The sequence below is a fragment of the Halapricum salinum genome, assembly GCF_004799665.1.
Taxonomy (GTDB): Archaea; Halobacteriota; Halobacteria; order Halobacteriales; family Haloarculaceae; genus Halapricum; species Halapricum salinum.
The window spans coordinates 1,583,333-1,603,782 of the sequence record NZ_CP031310.1 but is presented as its reverse complement, the minus strand read 5'-3'; the positions used below and the strand labels follow the sequence as shown (position 1 = coordinate 1,603,782).

The window sequence follows — 20,450 nt, the reverse complement described above, 5'->3', positions numbered from 1 at the left end:
AAACGTCAGCCCCAGACGCGGCCGCCGCCAGGAGATCCCCAGCGAGAGCAGGCCACCGAAGCGACCGACCCCACCCGCCAGTTGCGCCGATCCAAGCGGATCGAGGGCTCCCGAGACCGTCATGCTCGCCGCTCCCGAGTGGAGTGTCCCCAGTCCGTGATCGCTCCCCCACGGCTCTGTCACTCCGATCGAACGCACGACTCGTGAGAGGTCTTCCCCCCCTGACTCTGCTGGCACGAGTTACTCCCCACCACGGCGGCCGTCATCTCCGGCGACGGCCCCGAATGATTTGCTACCGCCGAGAGCGGTAATTATCGCCTCGATATTGTTGAATCATAGACTTAATTGTTTCTATCCACCGACGTCGAGATGGAGAAAACCGGCCGGCTGGCGCACTAATACAATATTAGGACAATAGCATTGAGTAAGTCCATCTACACAGTAGCCTTATATGGTCCCAGAATATCGTACAAAACGCAATGGAAAAACAAGGAAGAGGTATAGACGCAGGATATATAGACCGTATCGTAGCAGAATCGCGAGAAAGTATGAACGATCACGCAAAAGCAGATTGACGACGGCTGACGACACTGCATCGGCTGTGTTCGACGGAGTTCGACGACGCCATTCGATCGTCTGTGCCCCGACGATCGCCAGGGTCCAGTTTCATGGGTGCTGGACCCATTTTTCGGCTATCGACCCAGCCGCCGCTGCCCGTCGGCGGCGGTCGATGGCTGTCAACTAGTTTTCGAGGAGAGCTGTGAGCGAGTAGGGTGAGGTAGTCTAGGCGTGGTCGATCCGAACGTGCCACTCGTCGTCGGCGACCTGGGTCGTCTCGTAGACGAACCCGCGCTGTTCGAGCACGTCGTACAGGGGAACCGGCTCGAAGCTATTGATCAACAGAAGTGTCTCCTCGGGCCCGAGGTCCGACAGCGTCGCGACGATGTCACCGAACGGTTCGCCGTCGATCGTCCGCACGTCCAGCCGACGATCCGCCTCCGCAGCACTGCCACTGCTCATGGACGAATCGAGCGGTCCCAGCAGTGAGAGGATTGAGCCGATGATGTTCGCCTTCCCCGAACCTATACACCGATCCGCCGCCACGACCCACGGGATGGAAGATCCGCGCGTCGGGACGGCCTCGGCCGATCCAGTCGTCGGTGGTCGCCGGGCGCTGGCGACCGTCTTCGTCATCGTCTTCATCGACCTCGTCGGGTTCGGTATCGTCGTCCCGATCCTGCCGTTCTACGTCCGGAGTTTCGGCGCGAGCGACGTCGTCTACGGTCTGCTGGCGGCGTCGTACTCGCTGCTGCAGTTCGGCTTCGCGCCGTTGCTGGGTCGCTGGAGTGACGCCTACGGCCGACGCCCGGTGTTGATGCTGTCGCTCGCGGGGAGCGTCCTCGCGTGGATCGTCTTCGGGCTCGGGACGCAGGTCGGGACGCTGCTGGGGCCGACCGCCGCGCTACTCACGCTGTTCGCCGCCCGGATGCTCGGCGGGGCGATGGGCGGTAACATCGCGACCGCGCAGGCCTACGTCGCGGACGTGACGACCGCCGAGAAACGCACCGGCGCGCTCGGACTTGTCGGCGCGGCGTTCGGACTGGGGTTCGTCGTCGGGCCGGCGCTCGGTGCCGTCCTCGCGAGCGACCCAGTCGTCTCGGGTGCTCGCGAGGTGCTGCCGGCGGTAATTCCGACGACCCAGTTCACGCTCCCGAGTTTCGGCGCGGCGGCCGCCAGCGGACTCGCACTGGTAGCAGCCTGGCGGTTCCTCCCCGAAACCCGGACGGCTGCCCAGCGAGCGGGGGCGCGCGGTCGGGCCCGGCAGTCACTGCTCGATCAGTTCCGCGGGGCGCTGGCGAGTCCGACGCTCAGACCGCTGGTGCTCGCGTTCTTCGTCGCGTCGCTGGCCTTCTCGGGTGTCCAGATCGCGTTCGTTCCCTACCTCGCGGACGTCTACGGCTACGACGCCGCTGGCGCTGGGCTCTTTCTGACCTACATCGGCGTACTCAGTGTCCTCAATCAGGGCGTCCTCGTCGGCCGACTCTCCCGACGCTTCGAGCCGACGCAGCTGGCCGTCGGCGGGGCGACACTGCTGGTCGGATCGCTCGCCGTCCTCCCGTTCTCCCCGTCCGTCGGGACGACGCTCTCGCTGCCGTCGGTGGCGGGCCTCACGCCGGCAGTACTCGTCCTGGTGATCGTCCTCGCGGTCCTCTCGATCGGTAACGCACTCTTGAACGTCGCGCTCGCGGCGCTGGTCTCGATGGCCGCAAGCGACGCCGAACAGGGCAGCGCCTTCGGCGTCACCCAGGGTGCGGGCAGCCTCGGACGCACGGTCGGCCCACCAGTGATGACGGCGCTGTACGTCGTGCTCGCACGCTGGTCGCCGTTCGTCGCCGGCGCGCTCCTGACGGTCGGTGTCCTCGCACTGCTCGTCGGCGTCGCCCGCCAGCGACTCGTGGCCGCTGCGTGAACGAACAGGTACAAACGAGATCGTGCCGCCGACAGGCTGGAGAGTGATCCGCCGATTCAGCCGTGCTACAGCGACGCGGATGTCGGAATTCGAGACGAGCAGTACGAATTGACAGATCTGTACTGTTTTTAGCCAAACAGTTTACTATAGTCGCGGTCGTTTAGTGATCCATTCATATGAGTGAGCAGGGCCAAGCCCCGGAGCCAAAGAGTGGGAGCGGCGAGGGTGTCTCTCCAGAGGACGTCTCAAAGACGCAGGCGACAGCGGTACTCGAGGGCGAACTCGACCTCGACGAATCGACCGGCAGTGAGATCGTCCTCTACGATCATCCGACGGTCACCCAGGTGCTCGGAGACGTCTACGAGTACTTCGAGGAGCTCTCGGGAAGCGTCGTCGATCCGCCGGAGGCTGCGTTCATCGCCTCACAGTTTTTCGATTTTAGCTATCTGGACCGTTACGAGGAAGTCTCCTGGAAGTGGGTCGCAGAACCGTTCGCGTACGTGACGATCCTCCACGACGAGGCCGAGAACGAGTATCGCTACCACGTCGTCGAGCCAGTGCTGGACGACTTCGAGCGATACGTCCGGGGCGACCTGATCGAGATGCTCCGAAACAATCTCATGTACCGGGACTTCGACGATCACGACCGCGAAGCTGCCTTCCGCCGAGAGGCCCGGACCCTGATCGAGGAACAGGCCGCGGCCGTCGAGTCGGGGACGATCCACAAACTGCTGTACTATCTCATCCGCGATTTCATCGACTACGGGCCGATCGATCCCATCATGAGCGACGACGCCATCGAGGACGTCTCCTGTGACGGCGCGGACATCCCCGTGTTCGTCTACCACCGGCGGTATCGCGACCTCAAGACGAACGTCAGTTTCGACAGCGAACACCTCAACGCGTTCACCTTCCGGCTGGCCCAGCGCTCGGGCAAGCAGATGACCGTCTCGAACCCCCTGGTCGACGCCACACTACCGAACGGTTCGCGGATCCAGCTCACCCTCGGCGGCGACATCTCGACGCGTGGCTCGAACTTCACGATCCGGAAGTTCGCGGAGATTCCGCTCACGCCGATCGAACTGATCGAGTGGGATACTTTCTCCGTCGAGCAGATGGCCTACTTCTGGCTTGCCATCGAGAACAACAAGTCGCTGATCTTCGCCGGAGGTACCGGCTCCGGGAAGACCTCTAGTCTGAACGCCGTCTCGTTTTTCATCCCGCCGTCGAGCAAGGTCGTCACCATCGAAGACACCCGCGAGATCGACCTGCCCCACGAGAACTGGATCCAGAGTGTCACCCGCGGCGCAGTCACCAGCGAGGGTCGCGGCGAAGTCACGATGTATCAACTGTTGCAGGCCGCCCTTCGCCAGCGGCCGGAGTATCTGCTCGTCGGGGAGATCCGTACGGAAGAACGAGTCGCGCTCACGTTCTTCCAGGCGATGTCGACCGGCCACACCTCCTACACGACGCTGCACGCCGATTCCATCGAGACGGTGCTGTCGCGCCTCCTGAACCCGCCGCTGAACGTTCCGACCCAGATGGTCCAGGAGCTAGACGTCGTCTCCGTCCAGCAACAGACGTTTCTGGACGATCAGCGCGTTCGGCGGAATCGCACGATCACCGAGTTACGGGCCGACCCGGCCGATCCCAACGCCATCGAGACCCACGAAGTGTTCCGCCGCAACGCCAAAGACGACAGCCACGAGATGGTCGCAGACTCCGAACTCCTCGTGGAGATCGCCGACGACCGTGGGTGGACCGACAAGGAATTGCAGACCGAGTTCGACCGCCGAAAGAGCGTCCTCCGGTATCTCCTCGACAACGATATCACCGGCTACGAGGCGGTCTCGAAAGCGCTCAAACGGTACGTCCGCGACCCCGATCGGCTGCTCAAGGCGATCGAAGCGGGGACGCTGACACACGAGGACCTCACCGACGAGGGGCCCGCGCCCTCGGAGATCGAGCCAAGTGACCTGAACGTCACCGATATAGTCGAGGAGTTATGAGCGGTGAACCGGCCGAACGGGACACAGACCGGCACTCCGCAGGCGACACCGAACCCAGCGAGTACGAGCTGCGGCAGTTCCCGTACGTCCAGGAGCGCCGCGGGGTCGGCGAGCGTGAGCTCCGCGAGCAGTACGACTGGATGCGGGCCTACTACAAGGCCCGACCACAGCGGTACGTCGATCTCCAGGAGTGGCTTAATCAGGCCCGCTACGGCCAGAGCTACGATGTCTATCTCAAGCGGAGCGCACTGCTCGCAGTGGGCGCGACGATTGCCGGTGTCGTCATCGGGATCGTCTTCTCGTGGCTGCTGGTCTCTGCGGGACTGATCGAAGGGCTCTCCAACCCACTGGACTACGACGGCGAGATCGTCTACCTGATCGCCGAGAACGAGGTGCTGGTCGCTGGCGGCGTGCTCACGATCGCCTCGGCAGTGATCTTCGGTCTCGGGACCTGGTACTTGCGGTATCACTATCCCAGGTTCGTCGTCTCCAGTCGCCGTCGAAACATCGACGTCACGCTCCCACACGCGATCGTATTCATGTACGCACTCTCGCGCGGCGGGATGGACCTCATGGAGGTGTTCGACATCCTCGCCGACAACGAGGGGACCTACGGCGAGATCGCCAACGAGGCCGAGATGATCGTCCGCGAGGTCGAGTTCTTCGGCAACGACGTCAACACCGCCCTGCGAAACGTGCGAAACCTCACGCCGAGTGATAACTTCGAGCAGTTCCTCGACGACCTGATCGGCGTCCTCGACTCCGGTGGGGACCTCACGACCTTCTTCGAGACAGAGGCCGAAGACTACCTCGAAGAGGCCAGAGACGAGCAGCACTCCTTCCTCGAGACGCTCGCTGTCTTGAGCGAGTTCTTCATCGTCCTGTTCGTCGCCGCTCCGCTGTTCATTATCGTCATCCTCGTCGTGATGAGCCTGCTCGGCGGCAACACGCTCGCCCAGCTCGTCTTGCTCGTCTACGCCGTTCTGCCGCTGTCGATGCTTGGCTTTCTGGTCCTGCTGGACACGGTCTCGGAGCCGTACAAACAGCCCGCAGTTCACTTCGGCGAGAACGACAGTGATATCGAGAGCGGCTTCACGCTCGTCGCAACGGTCCTCTGGGACCTGCTCCCCGGCCTCCAACCGCGCCCGGCCAGCGCGACCACGATCGACGGATCCCTCGAAGCACAGCAGGGGCAATATCTCAAGCATCGGCGCCGGAAGGCGCTAATCGAAGCGGTGTCGGATCCGCTCGCAGCGTTTCGGGAACGGCCCGTCTACTCGCTCGTGATCACCGTCCCGCTGGCGCTGCTCGCGCTCGGAGCCGCCGTCGGACTCGGCGTCGCCACACCGACACAGGAGGCGATGCTCGAACGGCCGGTCCCGACGACGACGTGGCTCGTCGTCGCCCCGTTGCTGGTGGTTATGATCCCGCTGTCGATGTTCCACGAACGGAAACGACGTCGAGAGCGACAGTTCTCCGATAAGTTCCCCGATACGCTGTCAGTGTTGGCCAGCGCCAACAAGATGGGCGTCCAGTTCGACGACGCCCTCGGGTTGCTCTCGCGGTGGTCGACGGGGCCACTCGCGAGACAGATGAAACTCCTGCAGAACGACCTGCGCTGGAACTTCGACACCCGGGCGGCCATGCGCAACCTCGCCGACCGGGTCGCCGTCCCGCAACTGGCCCGGACGATGACACTCATCGGCGAGGGGATTCGCTCGAGCAGCGATGTCGCCGCAGTCCTGACGATCGCCGCACGTGACACCAAAGAACGGTTCAAACTCGACCGCGAGCGCCGCCAGGAACTGACGCCCTACATCGCAGTCGTCGTCATCGGCTTTCTGGTCTTCCTGCTGGTGGTCGTCCTGCTCGATTCGGCCTACCTGACGCCCATCGCGGAGGCACAGGCCGCGGCCGATCCCGCCACGCCGGTCGAGGACGGCCCGCGCCTGCCGGTCAGCCTCGCGAACACGCCCGTGGCGGCCTACCAGGCGCTGTTCTTGCACGCCGCGATCTTGCAGGCGCTGGGCAGCGGCGTCATCGCGGGGAAACTCGCCGACGACGACGCCTTCAGCGGCCTGAAGTACAGCATCGTCCTGCTCCTGATCGCCGTCGCAGCCTTCGCGCTCGTCTAACAATGAAAGCAAAAACCCACATCTCCGACCGACAGTTCCGACACGACGACCGCGGGGTCTCGGAAGTCCTCGGTGCGATCCTTGTCTTCGCACTCCTGATCCTCCTGCTGGTGTTGATCCAGGTCAATGCCGTCCCCGCCGCCAACGAGCAGGTCGAGTTCGAACACAACCAGCGCGTCGTTCAGGACTTCCAGTCGCTGCAGGACGGCCTCTTCCGCACGAGCGCGACCGGCCAGGAAGCCGCGATCCCGGTCGAGACCGGGATCTCCTACCCGCCGCGATTCTTTCTGTTGAATCCCGGCCCAGCCACGGGGACGATACGGACCACGGGCCAGCAGCCGCTGACCATCGAGAACGCTCAGTCGAGTGGCAACGTCGGCGACTTCTGGACTGGAGACAGGCGCACCTACGCCACGACCGGACTGGCGTATCGACCGGACTACAACGAGCTTCAGAGCGCGGGAACGCTCCACCTCGAACACTCGATGGTCTATCGGAATTTCGAGGGCGGAAACCGCTACTTCGACGATCCCACGAGTTTCATCGACGGGAATCGGATCAGGCTGACACTACTGACCGGCAACGTCTCGCGGGGTGGCCTCTCGACGTCGGTCGAACTCGCGCCGATCAGCCACCAGCGACGGACGATCACGATCGAAGACGACGGAGATCCGATCACGATCGAATTCCAGACCGAACTGGACACACCGACACTCAGGAACGAAATCTTCGACGTCAACACTACCAGAGTCGAGAAGATTACCAAGACTGGAAACACCGCAACCATGATCCTGGAAGACGGGACCTACGAGCTGACGATGTCGAAGATTCGTGTCGGTTCGAGTAGCGTCGAGCAGCCCGATGCGGCGTACATCACGGATATCGACGGCAACAACACCGCCGTCGCCGAGGGAACCTCGCTGCAACTCTCGGCTGAAGTCCGCGACAGTTTCAACAACCCAGTGAGTGACGTAGACGTGACCGGGACGATCGAGAGCGGACCCGGGAGCCTCGAACCGACGGGAACTATCCAGACGGACAGCGAGGGGAAAGTGACGTTCCAGTACGACGCACCTGAGAACGTCGACGGTGCACAGACAGTCGAGGCCCTGGTCGAAATCGGCGACGGAAGCGGTGGCGTCGCCACGGAGCGCCGTGTTCGCTTCGATCTCACGATCGTCGACAGCGATCAATCCGGGAGCGACAGTGACGATTCCAGTTCCGACGTCAACCCGTACGGGCCAAACACCGTCCAACTCGAAGACGCCGTCATCGTCGAGAATGATCGCGGGACTTCACGGGGGAACGACGATGTCCAAGTGATTCAGGTCACGTTCTCGAACACGCACACCGACAAAGACATCGACATCGATCGGGCGCGGTTAGTCATGTACGCATCACGGAACCAACAAGGTGGTGGACACGCCCGCGGCCCACCAGCAAAGGCACTCGTGTACGACACCGAAGAGTCAGTGGGCGAGAGCTACGAACTGATCCGCAGCGGTGACTATGCAGTGACGAACGTCAGTGACAGTGATAAACTGGACTCGTTGACGAGAAACGGCGGCCAGCAGACGTACACCTTCGAGATGGTCGACAATTCCGGGGACAACTTCGAGCCACTCCAGGGAGAATGGTTCAGTCTCGTACTGGAGTTCGATGACCAACGGGTGACATATCTGATAACGCCGCGGCTCTAGTCAACGAACGTCCCCGGCTCCCTTGACCAGTCGTACCCCTGATACCGTACCCGAAACGACTCACCCTCCGGCACACACCCAAATTCCTGCAGTATCTCCCGAATCTCCGACCCGCCACCGAAGTCACCGCGATACCACAACATCAATCGCGGTACCCTCGCCACACCACGCTCCGAGTCGTACTCGACTTCCTGTTCGAGATACGATGCGGTCGCCAGATCCAGTTGCGCGTCGATCCGCTCGACCTCGTAGACCCGGATCGGCGGACAACTCCGCGCCCCGCAGTTCAGCGCGAAGTGGATCCGCCAGTCGCGCGCCTCGACCCGATGGCGGCGCTCGAACCGCGAGGGCATGAGTCGCGGGAGATACCCCAGCCCGAGACTCGATTGAGAGCCCCGAAGAATCCCGTGTTCGACGTCGTCCAGCGAGAGCCACGTTCCGGCGACGGGGATCGCCTCGTGGCCGAAGAAGCGCCGCCGGCTCCGCTCGTACTCGCCGGGCCAGCGATCGAGCAACAGCTGGGCGTAGGCGTTGTAGACGTTCAGCCAGAACGCCAGTCGCCGCTCGTCCGAGTGCAGAGCACGCGCGAGCGCGTCCGCATCGAGTTCTGCCAGCGCATCCTCGTACTCCCGGGTCGGATCGCCGTCTCGAACGGCCCCCAGCAACTCCCTCGCGACTGCGACCGGCTCGACGTCCATGGGCGAGTGTTAGTCGGCCGCGGGGTAAAACGCCTCGGCGGACGTGCGAGGGAATACGAGTGCTACTCCTCGCCGATGTCGACGACGAGTACCGGGACGTCGGCGTTCTTGACGACGCGCTCGGTGACCGACCCCAGCGTGGCCATCCGGTCGCGGCCGGTCCGGCCGTGCGTTCCCATCACCACGAGGTCCATGCCCTCCTCGTCGGCGTAGGCCAGAATCGACTTGTAGGGAATCCCCTCCCGGCGGGCCGTGACGACCTCGACGCCGTTTTCCTCCAGTCGCGTTACGGCCTCGTCCAGAGCGAGGTCGCCCTCCTCTTCCAGCGAGGCGATCACTTCGTCTTTAGTGTCTCTGGAGGCCGCCCGGTAGAGGCGCTGGTCGACGACGTACAGCGCGTGGACGGTGGCGTCGTTGTCCCGAGCGATCGCGGCCGCGTGTTCGAGCGACCGTCGCGTCCCCTTGCTCCCGTCGGTCGGCACGAGAATCCGATCGTACATCGAGACGATGCTTCGGGGGCCGACGTCATAGTTGTACGTGCTCGTACCACCCTCTCGGAAACCGAACCATCGCGACCGATATCGGTAGCGGCCCGCGTTCTCACCCGTCCTGTCGAGCGATCAGTTCGTCTCTTCCTCTTTGAGTTCTTCGAGTTCGGCGTCGACCTCCGACTGCTCGATCTCGGCGTCGACGTCCACGTCTTCGACGTCCGCCGGGTCGACATCCGCAGCGTCGGCTGCGGTCTCGCTCTCTGTGGCGGCCTTCTCAGACTCGCTCGACCCCTTGCCCATCTCGGATTTGAGCGTCTCCAGTTCGGCGTCGACCTCGCTGTCGTTGCTGAGCGCTTCGAGTTCGCGGTCGATGTCGTCCTTGTCCGAGAGGACGTCCTCGAACGCGCCCGATTCCTGCAGTTCGTCCATCGCCTGCGCGCGGGCTTCCATGTCCTCGGTCCGCTCCTCGGCGCGCTCGATCGCGCGGCCGACGTCCTCGAACTCCTCGCCGGCGCCAGTCATCGCTTCGCTGACTTTCGTCGAGGCCTCGGCGGCCTCGTAGCGGGCCTTCATCGTCTCCTTTTTCGTGCGGAACTCCTCGATCCGGCTCTGGAGGGTGTCTTTCTGCTGGACCAGTCGATCCTGCTGTTGCTGAAGACTCGAGATCTGGGTCTCCAGTTGCTCGATCTGGTTCATCTTCTGCTTTTTCTTCTCGAGAGCCTTGCGAGCGAGGTCCTCGCGGTCCTGCCGGACGGCCTCACGGGCCTGGTCGTTGTGCTTCTCGACGTTCTGTTCGAGCCGGCGCTTCTGGATCTCCAGGCGCTTTTTCTGGGTCGTCAGGTCGGCGATACCCTGCTTGACGTCCTGCAGTTGATCCCGGAGCTGCTCGTAGGAGTAGTCCAGGGTCTGGGAGGGGTCCTCCGCCCGATTGAGGACCGCGTTGAGCTTCGAGCGGATGATGTAGGACGCGCGTGAGAGGATTCCCATGCTCGTGCTTTGGGTACGGCCATCCTTAAATCACTTACACATTCAACGAGGGCAACCGCGAGCGGACCGGCCTACCCGAGCTGGGCCTTCTGGAAGCGTCGAATACCCAACGCCAGCGGAACGACAACCCAGGCCGCGAGGATAACCAGCATGAACCACGGCTGGATGTAGAAGGGATCACTGGCGGTCGACACCGGGGCCTGCTGGCTCGCTATCCGCGCGGGCAGATAGAAGTCCATCGTGTTCAGGTACGCGCCGGTCGGGCTGAGACTCCAAATCAACTCCATGAAGTGCTGATAGTTCTCGGGGTCGCGGCCGAGCTGTTCGAGGACGAACTCAAACACTTCCATGGGGCTGATCGGCAGGGAGAACCAGCCGATGTTGAACACGAAAAAGAACGCGATCGAGCCGGCGATGGCCCGTGATCGAGCGGACGTAGCGGCCGAGATTCCGACGGCGATAGCGACGTACGCCGTCGCATACAGCACGGTGATGGCGATGAACCGTAGATAATCTCCGTAGGCGATCGCCATCCCGGGGACGAACACCTTCGCGGCGATCGTGCCGACGACGAACGAGACTAACACACCGGCGACGACGACGATCGATCGTGCGAGGAGCTTGCCAGTCACGACCGCAGCCCGATCGACTGGCACACCGAGCGTGAACTTGATCGTCCCCGATTCACGCTCGCCCGCGACCGACAGATAGGCGGCAACGAGTGCAATGAGGGGAATGACCAGCACGCTTCCGATACCGAGTAACGAAAACAGCACCATGTGGAAGTCCGGATCGGTATTGCTGCTCTGCCCGTAGAAGAACAACACCATGAACAGCGAATAGAGTGCGACCGGCGCCCAGACGAGTTTCGCGCGCCGGACGTTCAGGAAGTCCCGTCTGGCGACGGCGAGCGTGCTCATGCGACCACCTCCGCCTCGGCAGCCTCGGTGCTATCGTCGGTCTGCTCGCCGGCTGCCTCGACGCTCTCGCCGGTGTACCGTTCGAACAGCGTCTCCAGAGAGGTGTCCTCCGAGACGATGTCCGTGACGGTCGTCCGCTCGTCGATCGCCCGGACCACGTCGACTTTCACCGACGGGGACTCGCAGGTGACGATGAGCTCGTCGTCGGCGACCCCGACGTCCTGCACGCCCGCGACGCCGTCGAGCCCGAGCGAGTCGGGCACCGAGTCGACCTCGACGTCGATCGTACAGACGCCCTCGTTCTGATCGCGGAGGTTCTCGATGGTGTCCTGGATCGCGAGTTCGCCGCCGCTGAGGATCGCCACGCGATCGCAGACGGCTTCGACCTCGCTGAGGATGTGCGACGAGAAGAAGACCGTCGTCCCCGACGCCGCCTGCTCGCGGATGAGCTGGCGCATCTCCTTCATCCCCGTCGGATCGAGTCCCGAGGAGGGCTCGTCGAGGATCAGCAAGTCGGGATCGCCGGCGAGGGCCATCCCGAGGCCGAGTCGCTGTTGCATTCCCTTCGAGAAGCCCCCTGCCTTCCGATCTGCCGCGTCGGCGATCCCCACCGTGTCGAGGATGGCATCGGTGTCGGCGTCGATCCCCTTGGCGTCTTCGACCCACGCGATGTGCTCGCGGGGCGTGAGGCGCTCGAACACCTCCGCGCCCTCCGGGAGGACGCCCGTCCGCTGGCGGACCTGTTTGGACTCGGTCTGAACGTCGTGGCCGAGCACTTCCGCGCTCCCTGCCGTGGGATCGATGAAGTTCAGCAGGATGTTGATCGTCGTCGACTTGCCCGCGCCGTTCGGCCCGAGAAAGCCGAACACCTCTCCCTCCTCGACCGTGAGATCGAGGTCGTTCAACGCCAGCACTCCGGCCTCACCCGAGCCGAAGCGCTTGGTCAATCCATCGGTCTGTATTGCGACCATGTCCGACCGTCCTCCCGCCACCTACATAAAAAGGAGAGCAGTGTTTCAGAGTCGTTTACTCGGTTCACTGAGGCCGGGCCGACGGCCGACCACAACCGTTAGGCACGCGCCAGTCCCACGCCCGATATGAGCGAGCGCCTCCGGATCCCCGGCCCACGAGACGTTCGAGCCACGCTGGACGGTCCCGCGGACGCAGACACACTGGTGGTCGCCTGCCCGCCCCACCCCCAGATGGGGGGCTCCCGGACGGACTCGCGCCTGACGGCCGTCGCCGACGCTCTCGCCGACCGTGGGACCGCCTGCCTGCGTTTCGATTACGGCCCCTGGGACGACGGCCACGGCGAGGTCCGCGACGCCGTGGCGGCCTGCGAGTGGGGGCGCGAGCGTTACGACCGACTGGGCCTGTTCGGCTACAGTTTCGGCGGCGGGGTCGCGCTGCTCGCTGCACTCGAAACCGACCCCTTCGCGGTGTCGGTGCTGGCCCCGCACGCGGCCGTCGGCGAGCGCGACGCCACGCCGGCAGTCGCCGATCTCGACTGCCCGCTGCAGGTCATCTACGGCGAACGCGACGACTCCGCCGAGTGGGAGAACATCGTCGAGACGGCCCGCGAGCACGGGGCCACCGTCGAGTCGATGGCGGCCGACCACTTCTTCGTGGGCCAGCGTGCCCGGGCCGCGGAGGCGGTCGCGTCGTGGCTGACCGGTCGACTCCGGAGCCGGTAGCTTACTCTCTGATAGCGTTCAGCGCACTGTTGAGTGCGAACAGTTCCTCGACGACCTCGCTCTCGGCGAGACGGTAGCGCTGGGGCGATGTCTTCGGAACCTCCTCGAGGACTCCCGTCTCAATCAGGACATCGATGTACGCCCCGACAGTCTGGCGCGTGACACCAGCGTGGTCGGCCAGTTCGGTCTTGTTGAACTCCCGACCCGGCGGGAGATCGAGTAACGCGTCGATCAGGATCGGCACGCTCTCGTGCTGGGTGAGATAGAGAAAGCCACTCGGATGCTGGAGGCGGGCCTCCTTCGTGTCGCGGTCGTCGGTATCGTGAGATTGAGTCTGTCTGCTCATCGTGACCTGTAGTCTCGTCCGTGGTATCAATATACAACTCGACCGTATATAAACATACACACTCGCGTTAATCACAATTACCACGATATTGAAATATGAATCCGCAGGAACGGCGTGTATGCGGAAGCCGTCGGTGAAGTGTGTATTGCTCGCAGCGATGATCGCAAAGCACAGGTGGGGGACCCCGATCGACGAGGAGGGTCTCGTCGCGGTGGCCGCGATCGACAGTGATGAGTACCCACGCGCACGGACCGTCTTCGACGACCTCCGAAGCGCATCCTACGTCACGAACCGGGGGAAAGAAGGGATCGAACTGGACAACAGCGCGTTCGGTGATCTCGCGGACGTTCTCTATCACGAATGCGAGTGGCAACCGTTCGAGATACAGCTACGGCTAAAGCACTACGAAGGCTGGGACAACCACGAGTGGGCGTGACGCCGAGTACGAGCCCCCGGGCCGGTAGCAGTCCGCAGAGTGAGCGTGCCGCGGAAACGGTCGCGTCGTGGTTCACAGAGCGACTGGCAGAATGAGCGCCGCGAGCACACGCCCTGTCGGACGCGACTCAGCCGATCACGTTCGGGATATCCGCGCCCCAGAGCAGGCGAACCGTCCCGTAGCCGAAACCGAGCGCGACGACGACAGCGATCGCGTACCCGAGTTCAATCATCATAGATGCGTCTACGTCGTCCCGGGCAAAAGTTCCTGCTGTTGGTCGGTTCGAGTACGGAGACGTGACCCGACCGTTTTGTATGGGGCCCGGTCGTACGGACGGCCATGCCCGACGACATCGACGACATCGCCGACGCCCTGGGGGCCGTCAGAGCGGGTGGGGACCTCTCACGGCTTCCCGTCTCCTCGGTACAGGACGACGGTCAGACCGTGACGATCGAATTGAAGACGCCCGCGAACAACGTCTTCCGGCGCGAGTTGAAACGACCGCCGATCTGGGGGCCGAACTGCGACCTGAAACGGTTGCTCGACGCCTTCGGTCTCGGTCCCGACGAGGTCCAGGAGTTGAAAGGCAAGAAGGTGCCCGTCCAGCGGGAGGTCGCCGCCGGTCGACCCACGTTCCAGATTGACTTCGAGGCGCTGAGCGAAGCCTAGATCGGCCCAGGATTTGACACGCGGTCACGAACGCGAGCGGTCCCGAAACCGTTTTGACGCCTCCTCGCGCACCGTCAGTATGCCCACGGAATCCGAAACGGGGTACGACCCCACACTCGGGAACAAGTTCGTTTTCGTCACCGGCGGGGTGATGTCCGGTCTCGGCAAGGGAATCACGGCCGCCAGCACCGGCCGTCTCCTCAAGAACGCCGGGTTCGACGTCACCGCGGTGAAGATCGACCCGTATCTGAACGTCGACGCCGGCACGATGAACCCCTTCCAGCACGGGGAAGTCTACGTCCTGAAAGACGGCGGCGAGGTCGACCTCGACCTGGGGAACTACGAGCGATTCCTCGACGAGGACATGACCTTCGACCACAACGTCACGACCGGCAAGACCTACAAACACGTCATCGAGAAGGAACGCGCGGGCGACTACCTCGGCAAGACGGTGCAGATCATCCCGCACATCACCGACGATATCAAGCGCCGGATTCGGGAAGCGGCCGAAGGCACCGACGTCTGTCTCGTCGAGGTCGGCGGCACGGTCGGCGACATCGAGGGGATGCCCTATCTCGAAGCACTGCGACAGTTCGCCCACGAGCAAGACGAGAACGATATTCTCTTTACCCACGTCACGCTCGTCCCCTACTCGAAAAACGGCGAGCAGAAGACCAAGCCCACTCAGCACAGTGTCAAGGAACTCCGCTCGATCGGTCTCCAGCCCGATATTCTGGTCGGGCGCTGTGAAGACAAACTCGACCCCGACGTCAAGGAGAAGATCGCGCTGTTCTGTGACGTCCCGACCGACGCCGTCTTTTCGAACCCCGACGTCGATGACATCTATCACGTCCCGCTGATGGTCGAGGAGGAAGGACTCGACGAGTACGTGATGGAGCAACTCGGCCTGGCCGAGCGCGCCCTCCCCGCCGAAGAACGGGACAACCGCTGGCGCGAACTCGTGACCCAGGAGACGACCGGTGAGGTCGACATCGCCCTCGTGGGCAAGTACGATCTCGAAGACGCCTACATGTCCGTCAACGAGGCGCTGAAACACGCCGGCCTGGAGAAGGGCGTCGACGTCAACATCCGCTGGGTCGACTCGGACAAAGAGGACGTCACCGACAGCGAGAATCTCACGGAAGCCGACGGCGTCGTCGTCCCCGGTGGCTTCGGCTCCCGGGGCACACAGGGAAAGATCGAAGCCATCCGCTACGCCCGCGAACACGACGTTCCCTTCCTGGGACTCTGTCTGGGCTTCCAGATGGCCGTCGTCGAGGTCGCCCGGAACGTCCTCGACTACCCCGAGGCTCATTCAGCGGAGATGGACGAAGACACGCCCGACCCCGTCATCGACATCTTGCCCGAGCAGGAACACACCGACGACATGGGCGGGACGATGCGCCTGGGCGCACATCAGACCGACATCACGCCCGGGACGCTAGCGGAAGACCTCTACCAGTCGACGGTCTGTACGGAACGCCATCGTCACCGCTACGAGGTCAACCCCGAGTACTTCGAGGACTTTGCCGACACCAGCATGGTCTTTTCCGGCCGCGCAGGTCGGCGGATGGAGATCCTCGAACTCGAAGACCACCCCTACTTCATCGGGACACAGTTCCACCCCGAGTTCCGCTCGCGACCCACGCGAGCCTCACCGCCCTTTGTCGGCCTGCTCGAAGCGGTGCTGGGAGAACGTGACCGGAGCGCACCCGAAACGGAGGTCGAAGCCTGATGGTCGACGTCGATTCCTTCATCGAGGAGAAGATCGAAGAGATCAGTGAGGAGGTCGGTGACGCGAACGCCGTCATCGGCCTTTCGGGCGGTGTGGACTCCTCGACCGCGGCCGCGCTGGCCTACGAGTCCATCGGCACGCAACTGACTGCGGTCTACGTCGACACCGGCCTGATGCGCAAAGGCGAGACCGAGGAGATCCGCGAGACTTTCGACTACATGGAGAGTCTGCGGATCGTCGACGCCAAGGATCGGTTCCTCGACGCCCTCGAAGGCGAGGACGACCCCGAGGAGAAACGACACATCATCGGCGAGCAGTTCATCCGGGAGTTCGAGGAGGTCGCCCGTGAAGTCGACGCCGATTACCTCGTCCAGGGGACCATCTACCCCGACCGCATCGAGAGCGAGGGGACGATCAAGTCCCACCACAACGTCGGCGGCCTGCCCGAGCGCATCGACTTCGACGGCATCGTCGAACCGATGCGCGACCTCTATAAGGACGAAGTACGGGAAGTCGCGCGCGAACTCGACCTCGAAGCGGTGATCTCCGAGCGGATGCCCTTCCCCGGGCCCGGGCTGGCAGTGCGGATCATCGGTCCCGTCACCGAGGAGAAGCTCGAAGTCGCCCGCGAGGCCAACCACGTCGTCGAGGAGGAACTGGAGGAGTACGAACCGTGGCAGGCCCTCGCGGCGGTCATCGGCAAGGCCACAGGCGTCAAGGGCGACAACCGCGTCCACGGCTGGGTCGTCTCCGTGCGCTCGGTGGAGTCCCGGGACGGCATGACTGCCCGCGCCCAGGAGATCGACTGGGAGACCCTCCAGCGCATCCAGAGCCGGATCACCGGCGCACACGAGAACGTCGCTCGCGTCGTCTACGACGTGACCCACAAGCCGCCCGCGACCATCGAGTACGAATGACATCCTCCGCGCCGTGAACAGAGAGGGACTACGTCCCTCAGGCAGTCGGGCAAAGCCCGACGACGGCGCGGTTTCCTCCGTGGGAGTCTCAGCCGGCCTAGGATTCCCCGGAGGCAACATTCCCGTTGTGGTGGACGGTACTCGGGTCTGTGCGCTGTTTGTTGGGACGGTGAGAGCGTGGTGACTCCGACCATTGGTGGTCGTCCCACTGGAACCGCACGGGCCGTGCCATCGGCCTGACTACCTGTTCTGTATGCCGCTTCAGGAACGTCTCTGACGCTGTAAGGTCGGCGTGCCCCTCGAACCCACACGGACAGGTCAGCGTGTCTCGGTGCCGTGTCGTTCGGTCTGTCGAACCGCACTGCGGGCACTCTTGGCTCGTCCACGCCTCTGATCGGACCTCCACGGAGATACCGTATTCCTCGGCGGTACACGCCAGTCGTTCGGTGAATTGCTTGAACGCCCAGAAGTTGTGCGTCTTCTCGTTTACCCTGACCGACCAGTGCGTCTCCAGTACGTCAGTCAGTCCGCCGATATACACCGTATGCACGCCGTCCTCGTAGAGTCGTTCCAGCAGGTCACGACACAGGGCTTCTTGGGCGTGGTCGCGGCGACGGGTCCGCTTCCGGTACAGCCGCCGGATACGCTTGCTACTGTACCGGCCTTCACGGAGTTTCGACTGTAACCGGGCGATTTCTCGCGTCGTCTCGCGGAACCGCTGGAACAACTCGCGGCCCTCGTACAGATATTGCTCGCCGGTCGTGGTGGTACAGGCGACGAAATTGTTCGCACCAATGTCCAGAGCGGCCGTCTCGTCGGCCAGTGGAGTGTCCCGTGCATCAGTAATAGTCACGGGTTGCGAAGCTCGGAAGGTGCTGTCAGTCTCGTCGTACCACAGGTCCAGCCGGCCCTGTTTCTCGTAGTCGGGCCAGTTCGGGTCGCCAACGATTTCCAGCCGGAGACGGCTTTTCGGGCTGGTGTGCCTGTCTCGGAGTTGTTCGCCGACGACGATCTCAAGTCGGGAGCGAGCGCCCCATTCGACAGTGTACGCATCGTTTCGAATGACGCCTTTGAGAACACGTCCGTCGTCTTCGTTGCCACGGAATCCCGGCGGTTCCGGGTGTTTCGTGACCGACGTGTTCGACTCGTCGTGATACTGATCTTTGAGCGTGAAGAACGACTCCCACGCTTCGGTGTTCTTCCCAACTACTTGTTGGGCGGTGGACGCACCAAGAACGCCTTTGTATGTGCCTTCGAGTCGGCCTGTATCGGCGTCCCACACGTCGCCCTCGAAGCCGTCTTCGTCGTTGTACCGCATGAGGCGCTGGTAATTGACTTCGTTCCAGAGAGCGGCAGAAGCGTCCAACAAGTCGCGTAGCACTTTCTCCCCTTCGTTGGAGAGCGGTCGCACAGCAAACGTGTTGGTCCGCTTCATCAGCCAATCCTATATACGTTCGCTTCGGGTTTGAATGTCAGCCATCCGCAGTGGAAGTGGAACTCGTCCGTCTTGTTGGAGACTCAGGGCCAGCGATCTCTCGGCAGAATCTCATTAGAGCTTACGCGCTTCACGCCCGCCCTGTTCGGTCCTCGGTTCCGACCGCATGTCGGAACACTCATCCCTCACGGGAAGGGCGGGACTCTCGCACTGTTACAGGTAGCTATTCCTCGCGGTCAGCCACTTTGACCAGTTGTTTCCCGATGTTCTCGCCCTCGAACAGCCCGAGGAACCCCTCGGGCGCGTTCTCCAGACCCTCGGTGACGGTCTCGCGATAGGTGATATCGCCGTTCTGGACCCACCGGCCGAGCTGGCGGGTCGCCTGCTCGAACCGCGGGGCGAAGTCCTGAATCAGGAAGCCCTCGACAGTCGCCCGTTTCTGGATGAGCTGACCGAGTTTCCGCGGTCCGGTCGGCAGTTCCTCGGCGTTGTACTGGGAGATCTGCCCGCAGACGGCGACCCGGGCGTCGACGTTGAGCTGTGTGAAGACGGCGTCGGTGATCGGGCCGCCGACGTTGTCGAAGTACGCGTCGACACCACCGGGCGCTGCCTCCGCGAGGGCCGCCCGGTAGTCGTCGGTCTCCTTGTAGTTGATCCCGGCGTCGAAACCGAGGTCGTCTTCGAGGAAGGAGACTTTCTCCGCCGAGCCGGCGAAGCCGACGACGCGCGCGCCTTGGAGTTTCGCGACCTGGCCGGCGACCGAGCCGACCGCCCCGGCCGCGCCGGTCACGACGAAGGTGTCGCCGGCGTCGGGTTGGGCGACCTCGCGCGTCCCGAAGTATGCGGTCCGACCCGGCATCCCGAGGACGCCCAGGGCGGTCGAGATGGGCGCGAGGTCGGGATCGACCCGCTGGAGGTCGGGGCCGGCGGCCGTCGAGAAATCGGCCCACCGGAGGTTCCCGGCGACGACATCGCCGGCTTCGAACTCGGTACCGTTGTCGGCGACGACTTCGCCGACGACGCCGCCTTCGAGCGGGTCGCCGACGCCCCACGGCTCGGCGTAGGACTCCCCGGCGCGCATCCGGTCGCGCATGTACGGATCGACCGAGAGATACAGCGTCCGGACGAGCGCCTCGCCAGGTCCGGGCTCGGGGACGTCCCGTTCGACCAGTTCGAACGTGTCGCGGTTCGGTTTGCCTTCCGGGCGCTTCGCCAGCGTGAACACACGATTGGTATCCGTCATAACCCGTGCTATCGTCCCCCTACGCAAACGCCCTTCGGAAGAGGAAACGTTAGGTCACTATCAAAGTTTCTCCGCCGTCAGACGCGGCTGTCGGCCCTACCCGAACAGTCCGCCCACGAGAATCCCGGCCCCGAGGATGGTGAAGACACCACCAAGCAGCGTCGAGACGACGGCGACGACGTACGGCCAGGTGGCCGTCGAGCGTTCGAGGACGGCCTGGTCGGCCATGCTCGTCAACAGCGTCGCCCGAACCCGGTCGCCCTCGGAGTAGTTCGAGAGATACGACTCGACGACATCGCGACTGCCAGCGGGCGGGTCCTGACCCTCGGTGACGAACGTCGACTCGTAGGTCTCGCCGTCGAAGTCGTACCGAAAGCGGACAGTCGGTTCGAAGTCACCGTCCTCACGTTCGTCGATTCTGGTCTCGACGATCTCGGCGTCGACTTCGCGTGCCTCCCGGGACCGACGGTAGAGACCGATAGAGAGTCGAGCCCCGTACTGCAGGACGGCCCCACCGACTAGCAAAAACGGGATGCCGACGAGCGCGAGCGGATCGACCATACCG

19 protein-coding genes are annotated in these 20,450 nt (G+C 63.5%); 9 read left to right on the top strand and 10 right to left on the bottom strand.

The annotated features are described in order from the left end of the window. Window positions 1-783 precede the first annotated feature (783 nt). Window positions 784-1,020, bottom strand: coding sequence for a DUF2249 domain-containing protein (locus DV733_RS08145; protein WP_049995170.1), 237 nt, complete (start codon window positions 1,018-1,020; stop codon window positions 784-786). Between the two features lie 94 nt (window positions 1,021-1,114). Here DV733_RS08145 and DV733_RS08140 point away from each other — a divergent pair, with 94 nt between their 5' ends. The 4 genes from DV733_RS08140 to DV733_RS08125 all read left to right on the top strand — a co-directional run bounded on the left by DV733_RS08140 (window position 1,115) and on the right by DV733_RS08125 (window position 8,314). Further along, complete coding sequence (locus DV733_RS08140) at window positions 1,115-2,470, top strand: MFS transporter (RefSeq protein WP_049995361.1); 1,356 nt, start codon at window positions 1,115-1,117, stop codon at window positions 2,468-2,470. Window positions 2,471-2,646: 176 nt separating this feature from the next. Then, complete coding sequence (locus DV733_RS08135; protein WP_049995171.1) at window positions 2,647-4,479, top strand: type II/IV secretion system ATPase subunit; 1,833 nt, start codon at window positions 2,647-2,649, stop codon at window positions 4,477-4,479. Then, complete coding sequence (locus DV733_RS08130; RefSeq protein ID WP_049995172.1) at window positions 4,476-6,614, top strand: type II secretion system F family protein; 2,139 nt, start codon at window positions 4,476-4,478, stop codon at window positions 6,612-6,614. The genes DV733_RS08135 and DV733_RS08130 overlap by 4 nt, the downstream gene beginning before the upstream one ends. Window positions 6,615-6,616: 2 nt before the next feature. Next, window positions 6,617-8,314: an Ig-like domain-containing protein gene (locus DV733_RS08125; RefSeq protein WP_049995173.1), complete on the top strand. Its 1,698-nt coding sequence runs from the start codon at window positions 6,617-6,619 to the stop codon at window positions 8,312-8,314. On the opposite strand, the gene DV733_RS08120 is transcribed toward DV733_RS08125, so the two are convergent. The 5 genes from DV733_RS08120 to DV733_RS08100 all read right to left on the bottom strand — a co-directional run bounded on the left by DV733_RS08120 (window position 8,311) and on the right by DV733_RS08100 (window position 12,381). Continuing rightward, entirely contained in the window at window positions 8,311-9,012 is a 702-nt protein-coding gene (locus DV733_RS08120) for a DUF547 domain-containing protein (protein ID WP_049995174.1), read from the bottom strand. The two genes, DV733_RS08125 and DV733_RS08120, sit on opposite strands and share 4 nt — an antisense overlap. Window positions 9,013-9,074: 62 nt before the next feature. Continuing rightward, on the bottom strand, window positions 9,075-9,512 hold the full coding sequence (locus tag DV733_RS08115) for a universal stress protein (RefSeq protein ID WP_049995175.1): 438 nt from the start codon (window positions 9,510-9,512) through the stop codon (window positions 9,075-9,077). 120 nt (window positions 9,513-9,632) lie between these two features. After that, a complete protein-coding gene (locus DV733_RS08110; protein WP_049995176.1) occupies window positions 9,633-10,490 on the bottom strand; it encodes a PspA/IM30 family protein in 858 nt (285 codons plus the stop codon). A gap of 71 nt (window positions 10,491-10,561) precedes the next feature. Next, window positions 10,562-11,410 (bottom strand): ABC transporter permease subunit, encoded by an 849-nt coding sequence (locus DV733_RS08105; RefSeq protein ID WP_049995177.1) that lies wholly within the window; start codon window positions 11,408-11,410, stop codon window positions 10,562-10,564. Then, on the bottom strand, window positions 11,407-12,381 hold the full coding sequence (locus DV733_RS08100) for an ABC transporter ATP-binding protein (protein WP_049995178.1): 975 nt from the start codon (window positions 12,379-12,381) through the stop codon (window positions 11,407-11,409). Before DV733_RS08100 ends, DV733_RS08105 begins: the two co-directional genes overlap by 4 nt. Before the next feature lie 126 nt (window positions 12,382-12,507). Between DV733_RS08100 and DV733_RS08095 the strand changes: the two genes are divergently transcribed. Beyond that, on the top strand, window positions 12,508-13,104 hold the full coding sequence (locus DV733_RS08095; protein WP_049995179.1) for an alpha/beta hydrolase: 597 nt from the start codon (window positions 12,508-12,510) through the stop codon (window positions 13,102-13,104). 1 nt (window position 13,105) lies between these two features. Here the strand turns inward: DV733_RS08095 and DV733_RS08090 are convergent, their stop codons facing one another. Beyond that, window positions 13,106-13,450 carry a helix-turn-helix domain-containing protein gene (locus tag DV733_RS08090; RefSeq protein WP_049995180.1) on the bottom strand — a complete coding sequence of 115 codons (345 nt, stop codon included), beginning with the start codon at window positions 13,448-13,450 and terminating at the stop codon, window positions 13,106-13,108. A gap of 118 nt (window positions 13,451-13,568) precedes the next feature. On the opposite strand from DV733_RS08090, the gene DV733_RS08085 reads away from it, so the two are divergent. From DV733_RS08085 to guaA, 4 genes are all read left to right on the top strand, one after another. Next, window positions 13,569-13,886, top strand: a complete 318-nt coding sequence (locus DV733_RS08085; RefSeq protein ID WP_049995181.1) for a hypothetical protein — start codon at window positions 13,569-13,571, stop codon at window positions 13,884-13,886. A gap of 339 nt (window positions 13,887-14,225) precedes the next feature. After that, window positions 14,226-14,555 (top strand): hypothetical protein, encoded by a 330-nt coding sequence (locus DV733_RS08080; protein WP_049995182.1) that lies wholly within the window; start codon window positions 14,226-14,228, stop codon window positions 14,553-14,555. A gap of 79 nt (window positions 14,556-14,634) precedes the next feature. Further along, window positions 14,635-16,290 (top strand): CTP synthase, encoded by a 1,656-nt coding sequence (locus DV733_RS08075; protein ID WP_049995183.1) that lies wholly within the window; start codon window positions 14,635-14,637, stop codon window positions 16,288-16,290. Beyond that, window positions 16,290-17,207: a glutamine-hydrolyzing GMP synthase gene (gene guaA, locus DV733_RS08070; protein WP_049995184.1), complete on the top strand. Its 918-nt coding sequence runs from the start codon at window positions 16,290-16,292 to the stop codon at window positions 17,205-17,207. The genes DV733_RS08075 and guaA overlap by 1 nt, the downstream gene beginning before the upstream one ends. Window positions 17,208-17,304: 97 nt before the next feature. On the opposite strand, the gene DV733_RS08065 is transcribed toward guaA, so the two are convergent. The 3 genes from DV733_RS08065 to DV733_RS08055 all read right to left on the bottom strand — a co-directional run bounded on the left by DV733_RS08065 (window position 17,305) and on the right by DV733_RS08055 (window position 20,446). Further along, complete coding sequence (locus tag DV733_RS08065; protein WP_049995185.1) at window positions 17,305-18,642, bottom strand: IS200/IS605 family transposase; 1,338 nt, start codon at window positions 18,640-18,642, stop codon at window positions 17,305-17,307. Between the two features lie 223 nt (window positions 18,643-18,865). Further along, entirely contained in the window at window positions 18,866-19,885 is a 1,020-nt protein-coding gene (locus DV733_RS08060; protein WP_049995186.1) for an NADP-dependent oxidoreductase, read from the bottom strand. Window positions 19,886-19,981: 96 nt separating this feature from the next. Then, a complete protein-coding gene (locus DV733_RS08055; RefSeq protein WP_049995187.1) occupies window positions 19,982-20,446 on the bottom strand; it encodes a DUF3592 domain-containing protein in 465 nt (154 codons plus the stop codon). Window positions 20,447-20,450 lie beyond the last annotated feature (4 nt).